At 57.0% G+C, this 13,804-nt stretch carries 11 protein-coding genes; 4 read left to right on the top strand and 7 right to left on the bottom strand.

Annotation, left to right across the window (positions count from 1 at the left end; translation table 11 throughout):
- The 6 genes from NQ559_RS08165 to NQ559_RS08140 all read right to left on the bottom strand — a co-directional run bounded on the left by NQ559_RS08165 (position 1) and on the right by NQ559_RS08140 (position 9,246).
- Positions 1 to 1,110 (bottom strand): DUF4434 domain-containing protein, encoded by a 1,110-nt coding sequence (locus NQ559_RS08165; protein WP_026318433.1) that lies wholly within the window; start codon positions 1,108 to 1,110, stop codon positions 1 to 3.
- Positions 1,111 to 1,328: 218 nt separating this feature from the next.
- The gene (locus NQ559_RS08160; RefSeq protein ID WP_018696230.1) at positions 1,329 to 2,537 is read right to left on the bottom strand and encodes an ROK family protein; all 1,209 of its coding nucleotides are present in this window, start codon (positions 2,535 to 2,537) and stop codon (positions 1,329 to 1,331) included.
- A 269-nt stretch (positions 2,538 to 2,806) separates the two neighbouring features.
- Positions 2,807 to 4,522: an ATP-binding protein gene (locus tag NQ559_RS08155; RefSeq protein ID WP_018696231.1), complete on the bottom strand. Its 1,716-nt coding sequence runs from the start codon at positions 4,520 to 4,522 to the stop codon at positions 2,807 to 2,809.
- Between the two features lie 76 nt (positions 4,523 to 4,598).
- Positions 4,599 to 5,939, bottom strand: a complete 1,341-nt coding sequence (locus tag NQ559_RS08150; RefSeq protein WP_018696232.1) for a sigma-54-dependent transcriptional regulator — start codon at positions 5,937 to 5,939, stop codon at positions 4,599 to 4,601.
- Positions 5,940 to 6,056: 117 nt separating this feature from the next.
- Positions 6,057 to 8,111, bottom strand: coding sequence for an LruC domain-containing protein (locus NQ559_RS08145; RefSeq protein ID WP_018696233.1), 2,055 nt, complete (start codon positions 8,109 to 8,111; stop codon positions 6,057 to 6,059).
- 268 nt (positions 8,112 to 8,379) lie between these two features.
- Positions 8,380 to 9,246 carry a helix-turn-helix domain-containing protein gene (locus NQ559_RS08140; protein ID WP_018696234.1) on the bottom strand — a complete coding sequence of 289 codons (867 nt, stop codon included), beginning with the start codon at positions 9,244 to 9,246 and terminating at the stop codon, positions 8,380 to 8,382.
- 216 nt (positions 9,247 to 9,462) lie between these two features.
- Between NQ559_RS08140 and NQ559_RS08135 the strand changes: the two genes are divergently transcribed.
- The 4 genes from NQ559_RS08135 to NQ559_RS08120 are packed head-to-tail and all read left to right on the top strand — an operon-like array spanning position 9,463 to position 12,270.
- Positions 9,463 to 10,137, top strand: a complete 675-nt coding sequence (locus tag NQ559_RS08135) for a FadR/GntR family transcriptional regulator (RefSeq protein WP_018696235.1) — start codon at positions 9,463 to 9,465, stop codon at positions 10,135 to 10,137.
- Between the two features lie 9 nt (positions 10,138 to 10,146).
- Complete coding sequence (locus tag NQ559_RS08130) at positions 10,147 to 11,379, top strand: MFS transporter (RefSeq protein WP_018696236.1); 1,233 nt, start codon at positions 10,147 to 10,149, stop codon at positions 11,377 to 11,379.
- An 11-nt stretch (positions 11,380 to 11,390) separates the two neighbouring features.
- Positions 11,391 to 11,744, top strand: coding sequence for an antibiotic biosynthesis monooxygenase family protein (locus NQ559_RS08125; protein ID WP_026318435.1), 354 nt, complete (start codon positions 11,391 to 11,393; stop codon positions 11,742 to 11,744).
- Positions 11,745 to 11,748: 4 nt separating this feature from the next.
- Entirely contained in the window at positions 11,749 to 12,270 is a 522-nt protein-coding gene (locus tag NQ559_RS08120; protein WP_018696238.1) for a methylated-DNA--[protein]-cysteine S-methyltransferase, read from the top strand.
- A 270-nt stretch (positions 12,271 to 12,540) separates the two neighbouring features.
- Here the strand turns inward: NQ559_RS08120 and NQ559_RS08115 are convergent, their stop codons facing one another.
- Entirely contained in the window at positions 12,541 to 13,506 is a 966-nt protein-coding gene (locus NQ559_RS08115; protein WP_018696239.1) for a hypothetical protein, read from the bottom strand.
- Positions 13,507 to 13,804: the final 298 nt, after the last annotated feature.

Genomic DNA, 13,804 nt, shown 5'->3' with positions numbered 1-13,804 from the left:
CTAACGGATGTTAAAGTATTCCTTGTAACGGTCGAAGAGATGTCCCGCCTGCAGGTATGCCGACTGGGGGCTCATGAAATGCGAAAATTCGAACGTGATGGCCTTGTCGTAGCCCGCACGCATGGCGGCTTCGAGCTTCATGCGCAGCTTGTCGAACTTGATGGGCAGGAATTTGATGGGCATGTCGCGGTCGAACGACTCGGCGTTGGTCCAGCATTGCATGCCGTACTTGTCGGCCAAGCGTTTGTTGACCGCGAAGAACGCGTCCAGCTCGTCGTAGTCGATATGCCCGTCCTGAAACGCACAGGCATCCACCACATCGTGAATCCCGTCGAATATCTCGTCCCATTCGCGTTCGTGCTGCTCGACGGAAACAGCCTGCTCCTTGGTCAGTTTGCTCCCGCTGGCCATCACGGCCTTCTTGCCGTCGATCCACGGCGAGATGAAGGTGGGCAGCCCGCCCGAAACCTCCTTGCACTGTTTGCCCAGGGCATGGAACGTCCCGATGGCACCCTTGGTGGCACGGCTGATCTCGCCACTCAGGTACCAGCCGCCGAAACTCTCGTATTTGCGGCCGTACATGTTCCACACCTCGTCGATTACATATTTGTTATGTTCGACCTCATGCGACATGTCGCCCGTGTCCCAGTATTCGCCCGAGTCGTAAAGCCCGAAGTAGAACTTCATGCCGTACTTGCCGGCCAGGCGCAGGAACAGGTCGAGCAGGTCGACCGACGGCATGTAACACCCTTTTTTGAGCAGGTAGGGCGAAGGGTAGGTGATGAACTTGCGGTAGCCCGAGCGAATCCCGATCACCGTGTCGATGCCGATCGACTTCATATGGCGAAAATCGGCGTCCCACTCCTTCTCGCCCCAGTTCTGGTGCGGGATGTCGTGCGAAATTTCGTCGAGGAACGTACCCGTGATGCGCAACCCTTCCCCCTTTGGGACGATCAGCCCGCCGTGCCCCGGAGCGGATGCGGCCAGGGCATCGTCCATCCCTTCTGCACCCAACTCCGAAGCTGCCTTGACCAGTCCGGGGACGGCGACAGCCGAAGCCGCCGTCACAACTACTTTCTTAAGAAAATTCCTTCGACTCGAAGTTTTCATATCAGACGGGATTTTATAGTTTGCATAAAATAAAGTAAATTTTATCGTTTTTCTATGCAAATATAATAAATAAATTTACAATGAGGTAATATTATAGTCTTTTTTATTCTAATCGACTAAAAAAAACATTTGCGACAGGTAATATCGGGCAATAACGGGTATAAAAAAAAGTCCGTAAGGCTACGGACTTCTCTTTATAGCTAATTTTTGGTTCCGGACTACATCAGCCCCAGCATCTTGCTACGGCTCAGCATACAGGCGCCCACGGCCCCGGCTTTTTCACCCAACTTACTGAGTTTTATGGTAGTATCCTTATTCACGAGTTGCAGCGAATATTTATTGATGGCACTCTTAAGCGGCAACATGATATAATCCTTGGCCACGGCCAGCGTCCCGCCCAGCACGATGAGGTCGGGATTGAAGAGGTTGATGAGCCCGGCCATAGCCTTGCCGAGCGTATGCCCGACGGTTTCCATGACTTCGATGGCAAGCACGTCCTCCTGCCCCAGCGCTTCGAGAATATCCTCCAACAGGATCTGCTCGCCGCGATTGTACTTGTCGGAAAGCATCGAAACACGCTTCTGCGCCAGCTTCTCCATGAATATACGGTGTACGGCCGAGCCCGAGGCACCGGTTTCGAGGCAGCCGCGCTTGCCGCACCGGCAGATCACCTCGTTGTCGAGCAGCGGGAAATGCCCGAACTCGCCCGAGAATCCCGACCGGCCATAGAACAGTTTGCGGTCAATGACCAGCCCGACGCCCAAACCCCAGCTGGCATTGACGAATATCATCGTATCCTCGTTGTTACCCACGCCACACATGTACTCCCCGTAGGTCATCGCCCGGGTATCGTTCTCGACATAGACCTTGCAGCCCAGGCGTTTCTCCAGCAGCATCGTGAGCGGCTCCTCCTCGACAAAGAAATAGCTGTAACTGTACCCCGTCTTGGAATTGACCCGCCCCGAGAGGTTGAAGCCGACCGAAAAAATCTTGGCACGGTCGATCTTGCTCTTGGCGATGAACCCGTTGACCACGTCGCACAACCGGTCGAGCGCCTGCACCGAATTTTCCATGACGAACGGCACGCAATCGCGCATGTCGACGACCTGCCCCTTGAAATTGATGATCGCCAGGGTGATGATGTCCTTCTTGATGTCGACACCGACGAAATAACCTGCATAAGGGTTCAATCCGTAGATGTTGGGCCGGCGCCCTCCGGCAGTGCCCTGTTTCCCGAAATCGTGCACGAAGCCCTCTTCGATCAGTTCGCTGACCAGTTTGGTGATCGTCGGCACCGACAGGTTCATTTCATGGCTCAGATCCGTGATACTGAAATCCCCTCCCATGATGTAGTGTCCGATCAACTGCAGTTTCAGCAGAGCGGTTTTGTTGCCTTCCTCGGCTTGTCCCAAAAAAGAATCGACCATAATTCGAAATGATTATTTGGTGCTGTACTCCTGCAAAGATAATAATTTTTACTTTAAACAAGCGTTTTTCTACGGTATTTAGCCGTCTGAAATAGGCAAAATAAATAAATACGGAGAAAGCCGGGGAAAATGCGAATTTTATTTCTTTTCGACAGCCGCCTGCCGCCGCCAGACCGGACATTTCCGTCCGGATAAACAAAAACGCTGGAAGCCGCAGGTACGACGCCTGCGGCTTCCAGCACTGCGGGGGGGGGCATTCCGGCAGGATGCTATGCCGGCAAGAGGATCGAAAAGCGGCTTCCCCTGCCGATCCCGCTTTCGACCGAGATCGTGCCGCCGTGCGCCTCGACGAACTCCTTGGAGATGGCCAGCCCCAACCCGCTGCCCTGCACCTTCGTACCCGGCACGCGGAAATATCGCTCGAAAATGCTCTTATGGTAACGCGGGTCAATGCCCCGGCCGAAATCCTGGACGAAGATCTCGACCGCCTTTTCATGCTGCACGGCCCCGACGATGATGCGCGAATTCTCGGGGGAATGGTGGATGGCGTTGGAGAGGAGGTTGGTAATGACCCATGCGATCTTTTCGTTGTCGACGAACAGTTTCGAAATCTTCTCAGGGTATTCCACCTCGACGAAGCAGCGGAAACGCTCGGCCAACACCTGCGTCGCCTTGACGGCATAGTCGATCAGTTCGACAGGCTTCACGACCTTGGGCATGAGCCTGAGTTTACCGGACTCGACCTGCGTCATGTTGAGCAATTCGCCCGTGATATTGAGCAGGCGGTCGCTGCTCTCGCGGATGCTGCCCACGAGCTGCTTCTGTTCTTCGTTGAGCTGCCCGAGACGGTTGTCGCCGAGCAGTTGCAGGCTCATCAGGATCGACGAGATGGGGGTTTTCATCTCGTGCGAAACCGTCGAGATGAAATTGGTCTTGGCAGAGTCCAGCTCCTTGTATTTGGTGATGTTGTTCAGGACGATCAGGTTGCCGACGAACTGTTGCTCCCGGCTGCCGACCGGCATGATGTAGAGCGGCGTATCCTCCATCTGGAAATAGCTCTCCTTGTTGTCGGCATAGATCTTCAGCGGCTCCTGCCCGGCGTTCTTCTTCTCGCCGTAAAGCTCGCGCAGCAGGCGCCGGAGCAGGTCGTTGGCAAGCGCCACCTCGGCGGCATCGCGCCCGATGACGGTCTCAGGCAGGTTGAGCACCGACAGCGCCTCGCGGTTCATGAAGAGGATGGTCTTCCGGGGATCGAGTCCGATGATCGGTTCGTGGAGCGAATTGACGATCGCCTCGATCCGCGTCTTGGCCGTCATCAGGTCGTCGAGCGAACTGCGGCGGTATTCGTCGAGCTTGGCCGCCATGTTGTTGAACGACTCGGCAACGGATTCGAACTCGCGGTTGCCCGTGAAGTCGAGCCGCTTCCCGTAATTATGGCTGGCAATCTCCTTGATCCCCTTCTTCAGCTCGTCGATCGGGCGCAGCACCATCCGCGGGAACCACACCAGCACGGCGCCCGCGACAAGGGCGCACAGGGCGGCCACGACGATCAGCCACCACATGACATAGTCGGCACGCTCCTCGACCTGCGAGCTCTTGGCCCGGATAGCCGCCATGTTCACCTCCATAATGCGGTAGAGGTCGGCACGCACGGTCTGTATCTCGGCCTCGGTGACGGGGTCGCTCAGGCTGGCGACATGCTGCTGCAAGGCCGCCGTAAGCTCCTTTTCGCTGACTTCGGTGATGTTCTGCTGCTGGAGCGCCAGGCTCTGGCGCAGGGCGTGCCGCGAGACGGAATCCTGGCCGATGTCGTTCAGCGACCGGAGCATGTCCCCGGCGTATTGCAGCGAATTATAGTTGTCGGCCAGGATGGTGCCCGTAGCGCGCGAAAGCTGGCGGACGTAGCTGACCGACTGGATGCCGAGCAACAGGATCATGGCGAACAGCACGCCGATGCCCAGGGTAAGCCTCCCTTGTATCTTCATAGTCATGACATAATAAAAAGGTCGATGTTCATACGCGACAGGCGGCCGTCTCAGAATGATACGCCTGGCGCCGGCGTCAGGGCTTCATGCCGTAACTTTCCAGCTTGCGGTAAAGCGTGGCGATGCCGATGCCCAGCAGGCGGGCGGCCTCGGCCTTGTTGCCTTTGGTGTATTCGAGTACCCTGAGGATGTGGTGCCGTTCGAGGGCGTCGAGCGCCATCGAGTCAGGTACGGAGCCGTCGCACGACGCGGCATGGAATTCGGGGGAGAGGCAGCCGACGGTAAGGGCATTGCCTTCGGCCATGATCAGGCTGCGCTCCACGACGTTGCGCAGTTCGCGGACGTTGCCGTGCCAGGCATGGCGTTCCAGTGCGGCGATGTACCCTTTGTCGATCGTGTCGATCCGACGCCCCATCCTGTCGGCGAATTGCGCCGCAAAGAACCGGGCATATTCGGCGATATCGCCCGGCCGCTCGCGCAGCGACGGCAGGTGGATGCGAAAAACAGAAAGACGAAAGAAGAGGTCTTCGCGGAAATTCCCGGAGGCGATCTCCTTTTCGAGGTCGCGGTTCGTGGCGGCAATGATCCGCAGGTCGACCTTGGTCGGGCGGGTTTCGCCGATTTTGATGAACTCGCCGCATTCGAGCACGCGCAGCAGCTTGGCCTGCAGCTCGACGGGCATCTCGCCGATCTCGTCGAGGAAAAGCGTCCCCTTGTCGGCCTCCTCGAACAATCCCTTCTTATCTTTGGTGGCACCCGTGAAGCTGCCGGCACGATGGCCGAAAAGCTCGCTTTCGAGCAGTTCCTTGGAGAAAGACGAACAGTTGACGGCGACGAACGCTCCCTTCGCGCGCGGGCTGGCATGGTGGATGGCCTGCGCAAAGACCTCCTTGCCGGTTCCGGTTTCACCCGTGAGCAGCACCGAGGTGTCCGTGACGGCGACCTTGCGCGCCAGCGCGACCGCACTGCGGAGGGCTTCCGACGAACCGATGATGCGGTCGAACGAATGCTCTTCGGAAAGTTTGTCCTCGAGACGAGCCAGCCGGCGCTGCATCTGCGCCTTCTCGGTGGCACGGCTCAGCAGCGGCAATATCTTGTTGTTGTCGTCGCCCTTGGTTATGTAATCGAACGCCCCGTTTTTGATGGCCTGCACGCCGTCGGGGATATTGCCGTAGGCCGTCAGCAGGATGACCTCGGCCGAAGGCATGGCCTGCTTGATCCGGCCGACCATCTCGACACCGTTGCCGTCGGGCAGTTTGACATCGCACAGCACGACATCGGGTTCGCAGCGGCGGAGCATCCTGAGCCCCTCGGCGCAATCGGCGGCCTCGGCCACCTCGTAACCTTCCAGCCCGATGATGCGTGCCAGCAGTTTGCGCAACTGTTCCTCGTCGTCGATAATAAGAATCTTTGCCATTCGGTTCTCCAATTTTCGGCAAAGGTAAAACAATAATTTCACATATCGTTCCGACAGCCCCGATACAAACAAAGCCCCCGCGATGCAGGGGCTCCGTCCGAACCGGCAATACCGGTTCTATTTCACGGACTTCTTATACCACTCCTTGTGTTTTTCGCCACGGCTCTTCACCCAGTCGGCGAAATCGGGATAGAAGACGTCGATCTTTACCATCTCGTCCGGGATCCGGAAATCGGTAACGGGCAGGTCGATGGCGAAAGGATACAACTCGGAGGTCGCATAATAATACGGCCCGATGGGGTTCCCCGCCTTGTCGAGCGAGCTCTTGTCATCGTTGCGGCCGAAAGGATAGGGGTCGGCCAGCGACGTGGGAGCATAGTTCGTCAGGTGTATTTCCTTGCGGACGGCCCCGGGAACAAAGCCTTTGTCGCCCACACAGATGAACGGGTTGTAGAGCGACTTGCGGGTCACCTTGTCCATCGACAGCCTCCCGTCCAGTTCGATCTCGACGGTGACGGGCCCCCGGGCCACGGCCTGCTCGATGTCGTCGAAGAGTATGACCACGGCCTTATCCTGGTTCTTTTCGAGGCCGGCCGCCGAAGATCCGTTTTCGACCTTCACGCCCTTGACGGCGGTTACGGGAATGTCGAGCTGGTAGCCGAAGGCGCTCCGGAGCTTACCGCCGCTGTGCAACGGCGTGAAAACATCCCTGATCGCCACGATCCGGTTGTCCTTGTCGGTCGTGAAAGTCGTGCTGTACCCGACCACCACGTCGTTCATGTCGTAATCGCCCTGGCTCGGCCACAGATCCTCGAATGCCAGCGTGCCGACCACAGGGTCGCCCGTCACGTCGGGATATTTCTCGTCATCGGGGTCGGTCGTCGGGCGCTCGGGATCATAAATTGCATCGGCAGGATCGGCATCGACGTAGAAGAGCACGTCCTTGTAGTCGTTGTCGCCGCCATCCTCGAAGCCGAGCACGGTCTTGCCGCTCACCTTGTCGTAGAGGCTGACCATATAGCGACCGTTTCCCGCATTGAACTCATTGTTCGAATAGCGTGCCGGGTGTTTCGAACTGGTGATGTCGAGTTTCCCGGTATAGGGATAGTTCTTGGTCGAAATTTCATACGCATCGGGCAGCATGAACCAGCCGACGGTCGTACCGGCGGGGAAAATGTCGGCGGCCTTGCCTCCCTTGAAATAGGTCAGCCGCAGCTGTTCGCCGAAAAACAGGGGCGCCGTCCAATCGTCGCTGCCCGAGCCCCAATCGTCCGGATCGTCGAAATTGGTCGTAAAGGAGGTACAGTTGGGGAAGGCCACGTACTTGGGCAGCGCATCGAACTCGGCTTGCGTCCGGGGAGGGTTCTGCGTATCATAATAATAATAACCGATGGCATTGCGCCATCCGGCCAGTTCTGCGGCGAACACCAGCGTCAGATGGGCATCCTTCGCAATATTGAGATTGACCACCTCCGTAGGCATGGCGTATTTCGAATTGTCGACGCCCGGCATCAGCACGTTCTGGATGCGGTTCATCAGCCCCGCAGGTGTCTGCGCATATTCGGGGTCGATATTCAGGTTGGGTTTCTGGCCGAACAGCGTACCGAGGATATAGAGCGGTTTCCCTTCCCAAGTCCAGTCGCCGAGCTGCTGCACATTATATGGATTGGCCGCATCGGCGCGGGTTGTCACGGTTCGGTCGGCAACCACGGCGCCGGAAACTTTCCCGGCCGCCTTTTCATAGAGCTGCCGCACGTCGAACGAAATACCGCCGGCAGTCACGTCGACCCCGATACAGGCCGGAAACCCGTAGGATTCGCTATACACGTACACCTTGCTTACGGCAGTCGGGAGGTTGACCACCCCCGAGTATTTACTGTCGTTATCGGTATAGGCCCTGAGCAGGGCTTTTACGCCGGGCTTCAGGGTAAGCACGCCGTCCCCAGCATCCACGGGGTTCTCCGCATAAATTTCGAACAGCGCCTTGCTGCCCCTGCGGGCGTAGTCCAGGTTCAGAGGGACATCCCGCGTCGTGGCGTAATCGTATTTATTTCCGCCCTGGGCCGTGCCATCCGGGCCGGGAACTTCATCCGGCCGTTCGATACAGCCTGTCGGTAACATGGTGCATACTGCGAGGGCATACAGCAGGCACAGGTTTCGTAAATTTTTCATATGAGAAAAAAATTTGGTTAATCACATCCCTTTCCGACAGCCATCCGCACCTACCACTCCGCCCCACGAAAGTAAAGTTCCGCAGAAGCCCGCATTTCTGTCTTGGCAAATGTAAAAAGAAACCTTATTTCACCCAAATTTGGTCGATAATCGCATGTTATTGGGGAAATACACGCAAATTGCACAACAAATACGACTATATTACAAAACATTTCAGCCCTCGCATCCAACAAAAAAAAGAAGCCGGGCTTCCGGCCCGGCCTATCGTTCAGAAATGAATATTCTTCCGGTATTGAGACGGGGACATGCCCGTGTACCTGCGGAAAAAGCGGCTCAGCGTCGACTGGTCGGGGAAATTGACACGCGCCACGATCGTCTTCAAGTCCATCGCCGACTCACGAAGCAGCGCCTTGATTTCGAAGATCGTATAGTAAACGATCCAGTCCCGTGCCGACTGCCCGCTGATCTCGTTCATCAGGTTGGTCAGGTACTTCGGAGTGATCCCGAGCCTCTCGGCGAAATACGCCACGTCCTTGTTGGGAGAATGTTCCTCGACGATCGTCTGCATGAAACGGAACGCCAGTTCCTCCTTGTGGGTATAGGCTGTCTTTTCGGCCTGCGGATCATTGAGATAGATGGCGTAGATGTCCCAATAGAACACCCGCAAAAGCTGCATCACCGACTCGCGGCGGCAGATGGCGGGGGCATTTTCGGCGCGGTAGGCCAGCAAGTCGCAGAAATTCAGGAACCGCCCGACATACTCTTCGCGCGGCTCCGAGGCGACATGCGTGCGCATGTAAAAAAAGAAACCGGGCCTGGGTCTCCACAGGGAGCTGAGGGTGTCGGTAAACATATCGTGCGATATGCGGAAAAACCTGATCCCGAAATCGTCGCTTACCTCCTTGATGGAAGCCAACTGCCAGGGAAACAGAGCAAGCACCATTCCGCGCACGATCCGGAAACGGTGGCCGAAAACCTGTACCGTAGCCGTACCCGACAGGCAGATGCCTCCGACCCCCTTCATAAGGTATACCGGACAACCGGATACCGGCAATTCGTCAAGCTCTGTATAGATACCGAACTCCCCCGGCTCAAGCGGCCTGAAAAGTCTCGTATCGTCTTCATCTATATTCATTATTACAAAATTAGATATTTGTCCGTTCTGAAAACACCCCGTTCTTCACCAATAACATGCAAAAATTGCCGCACATAAAAAATCGCCACTTGCACCCGCTTTTCTCAGCTATCGGCCGGTGCAAAAATTGCCGGGCCTTCTTCCGCACGCAAAATACCCCGAAAAATTTTGTCGGCTCGAAATAAATGCCTACTTTCGCATAAAACATCAGATGATATGATGAAACCCGGTTCGAACATGCAACTCAGCAAGAAATCGCTGGCCGAAGAGCTGGCCGGGCGGTTGCAGGATCAATTCATGTCGGGGAAATTCGAGGTGGGCGAAAAACTGCCGCCCGAACCGGAATTGATGCAGATTTTCGGGGTCGGCCGCTCAACCGTACGCGAAGCGGTCAGAATCCTGTCCAACATGGGTTTCCTGAAGGTACGGCAGGGTGCCGGGACATTTGTCGAACGCCTCACGCCGCCGGACGAACCGATGGAGCGGCGCCTCGGACGCGCCGACCTGCACGACCTGGACGAGGTGCGGAAAATACTGGAAGCCGCGATTGCAGAAAAAGCCGCCGAACGGCGAACGGCACACGACGCCGCAGTCCTCGAAAAGCACCTCGCGGAACGGGGAGCGACCGCGGCTTCCGGGGCATTGCAGGCCTGTATCGAAGCCGACGTCAACTTCCACATCGCCCTGGCCGAGGCCACGCACAACGAAATCCTGTGCGAGCTGTATCGCTCGACGGCCGCCCATCTGAAAAAGAGGTTCAGCAATATATACAGGGACACGGAGTGCCTGCTCGCCTCCCAGCCCACGCACGGGCAGTTACTCGGATACATCCTCGCCGGGGACGTGCGGAACGCCCGGGAGGCGATCACGCGGATACTCGAAGAACCATAGCCCGTAGCAATGGAGACGCTTACAAAACCCACGGACACACGCCTGCGGCGCTTCACGGAGACCGGAACGGTCTACCCGATACTGTTCATGATCAGCATCACCCACCTGCTGAACGACATGATGCAGTCGGTGATCCCGGCCGTCTACCCGCTCCTGAAGGAGAAATTCGGCTTCACGTTCGCCCAGATCGGAATCATCACGCTGGTTTTCCAGATGACCTCGTCGCTGCTGCAGCCCTTCATCGGACTCTATGCAGACCGCCATCCGCGCCCCTACTCGCTCGCCGCAGGGATGTGTTTCACGCTGGTCGGGCTGCTCATCCTCTCCGTCGCCCCGGGCTTCGTACCCATCCTGCTGGCGGTGGGGCTGATCGGCTGCGGCTCTTCGGTCTTCCACCCCGAATCCTCCCGGGTGGCGCAACTCGCCTCGGGAGGCCGGAAAGGACTGGCACAGTCGATATTCCAGGTCGGCGGCAACGCCGGGGGCGCCATGGGGCCGCTGCTGGCCGCGCTGGTCGTCATTCCCTTCGGGCAGGCCTCGATCGGCTGGTTCGCTTTGGCCGCGATCCTCGCCATCCTCATCCTCACGAGAATCGGGAACTGGTATAAACTTCGCCTCACCGTCACCGCAAACCGCCCCGCAGCAGCCGCAGCGGCCCCGGCACACCACCTGGGAAAACGCAAAATCCGCCTCGCCCTGGGCATCCTGGGCGTGCTGGTATTCTCGAAATACTTTTACATCGCCAGCATGACCAACTACTTCACATTCTTCCTGATGGATAAATTCGGGATCTCGGTGCAGGGGTCGCAGTACTGCCTCTTCGCATTCCTCGGGGCATCGGCTGTCGGCACGGTCGCCGGCGGTCCGCTGGGCGACCGTTTCGGGCGTAAATACGTGATCTGGGGCTCCATCCTCGGAGCAGCGCCCTTCACCCTGCTGCTGCCCTATGCGAACCTGGTCTGCACGATCGCGCTCGCCGTCATCATCGGACTCGTCATCTCCTCGGCATTCTCCGCCATCCTGGTCTACGCCACCGACCTGATGCCCGGCAAGGTCGGAATGATCGCCGGGATCTTTTTCGGGCTGATGTTCGGCCTCGGCGGCCTCGGCTCGGCCTTTTTCGGCTGGCTGGCCGACAAGACCAGCATCGAATTCATCTTCCGGATCAGCACCCTGCTGCCCCTGTTGGGGATAATCACGGGATTCCTGCCGAATATCGAAGGCAGAACGACAAACACATAACCGATGAAACCATGCCAAATGTAATCGTATTGTTCGAAGTAACCCTGAAAACCGACCGCATGGAGGATTACCTGCAGACAGCGGCGACTCTGAAGGAGGAACTGGCCCGGACGGATGGATTTATCGGCTCGGAACGTTTCGCGAGCCTTGCGAACGGCAACAAACTGCTCAGCAAATCCGAATGGCGGGACGAGCAGTGCGTCGCGAAATGGCGGAACTCGCTCCGGCACCGCCTCGCCCAAAAGCACGGACGGTCGGAAGATTTCGCCGACTACAAGATAACCGTAGTGACACCCTTGCGCTGTTACACGATAGCTTCGAGAGAAGAAGCCCCGGAAGATTCCAACCTTTACTTTAATCTATAACACCATGCAGTACATTTGTAAATACCAATCGCCCTTCGGCGGGATAACGATCTCCGCCGACGGCAACAGCCTGACCGGGCTCTGGTTCGACGGGCAAAAATACTTTGCCGCCACACTGCCGGCAGCACACGAAGAGAAACAGCTCCCCGTATTCGACCAGACAAGGAAGTGGCTGGACAGTTACTTCAGCGGGGAAAACCCGGGATTTACACCCCCGTTACACCCCGAAGGGTCGTCCTTTCGGCAGGCCGTATGGGAAATATTGCTGCAAATACCGTATGGGGAAACAATTACCTACAAGGATATTGCGAAAGAAATCGCACGGCAGCAGGGAAAGCAAACCATGTCGGCGCAGGCCATAGGCGGTGCCGTAGGGCACAATCCGATCAGCATTATCATCCCCTGCCATAGGGTCGTGGGCAGCGACGGCAGCCTGACGGGATACGCCGGCGGCATTCCTAAAAAGGTCGGGCTCCTCACCCTCGAACAGGCGAACATGTCCGGGCTGTTCATCCCGAAAAGGTAACTCCCCGGGCGGGCGCAAAAGACCCGCCGACGGGCATAAAAGAAAAATCCTCACAACTCGCTGATTGGCTTGTCGCAAGGATTTAATCGCCTGTTTTGGAGCGGAAAACGAAAACCGAACCTTCGGTTTCTTTCCGTTATGTATCAGTATGTTATGGCGTTCTTTGGTTTTTTAGGTCACCGATAAGTAGCTCACCTTTTGCGCTTCGTTGCATTTCTATGCGTCAATGCAAAGATAAACAATCTTTTAGACAAAAACAAATCTTTTATTCTATCTATTTTGGCGGAGTATTTTATCGTACCCGTCGAAATCCATCAGGTCGAACGATTCCATCCGCTCCCCCGCTTCCCGCCGTGCGGCTATGATCTCCAACAGTTGCCGGAATTGCCGGAACCGCCTTATCGCATCGGCCCCCGACGGGGTTTCCCGACCTCCCGCCCACATATCATGCCTTACGACATAAGCGTATGCGAACACTTTGAGCGAAAGATGATCGAGGCGCGGCGTTTCCCGCAGGCGGAATATCGCGTCCATATCGTCCGGGGTCGTCAGGTAATGATACCACCCCGGCGGCGGCTCGGACTGCCATTTACGCATAAAGACCGTCGGCAGATGGTCTGCCCGGATCACGAAATTATTGCGCCGCAGGTAGGCGATGCTTTGCCGAATCTCCTGCCAGGGATCGTAATAAGGGCCTCCGTATATTCGGTACTGCTTGCGGTCGGCCGGATAATGCAGGCTCGCATAGCCGGGATGGAGCAGTTCGTATTGCACGGGCAGGGGTACGGCCATATCCGTCAGCAGTTCGCGCAGCAGTCCGACCATTTGCGCCCCGGCACGGTGTTCGTGGAAAACGAGCAGGTCGCAGCGTTCGATGAACAGCCGGAACAACTCCGGCGGCCAAAAACGTTCCGCGCAGCGTTCCATCACTTCCCGACGATCCGCCGCGTCGATAATCCGGTTGCATTCGGCGGCTTTGTCGTGCGAAACGTTTTGCAGGTATTCCCGCCATTGCCGGGCCGTCAGCACGAGGGCGACCTCCAGCCCCGGATGCTCCGGTCTTTGGTTCAAAAGATAGGCGGCAACCGACAGCTCGCCTTTTCCCGTCAGGGCGATCAGTACCCGGACGCGGGACATGGATTTCAGATAGTACGCGGCGAGCTGTCCGAAATACTGCGCCGTGCGGAGGCCATCGCCGAAGCCGCCCAAAATGCCGAGGGTAAAGGCTGGTTCCATAGTTTGTGATTGTCGGATTAAAAAGCGGATGCGGAGCCGAAACAATTAAGTGACGCAACTTTACACATTGAAGAATTCGTTTCGGTTGCCCGCACCCGCCGGTGAAAAAAAGGACGGCCGGGATTACATATTTCGAAACCGTGGTTAAAACGATTCCTGCCAGATTCAGGAGCCAAAGCCGTCCCTATGGGAACAACCCCGGTAACATCACGGCAATGCCCGCCGACCGATGGCCGCAGGAACATAAACTATTCGCCTCATAATAGATTTGCCGTGACATAATACCAGGGTTGAGATT

Source organism: Alistipes onderdonkii, assembly GCF_025145285.1.
Taxonomy (GTDB): Bacteria; Bacteroidota; Bacteroidia; order Bacteroidales; family Rikenellaceae; genus Alistipes; species Alistipes onderdonkii.
This window is presented reverse-complemented; position numbering and strand designations above follow the sequence as displayed.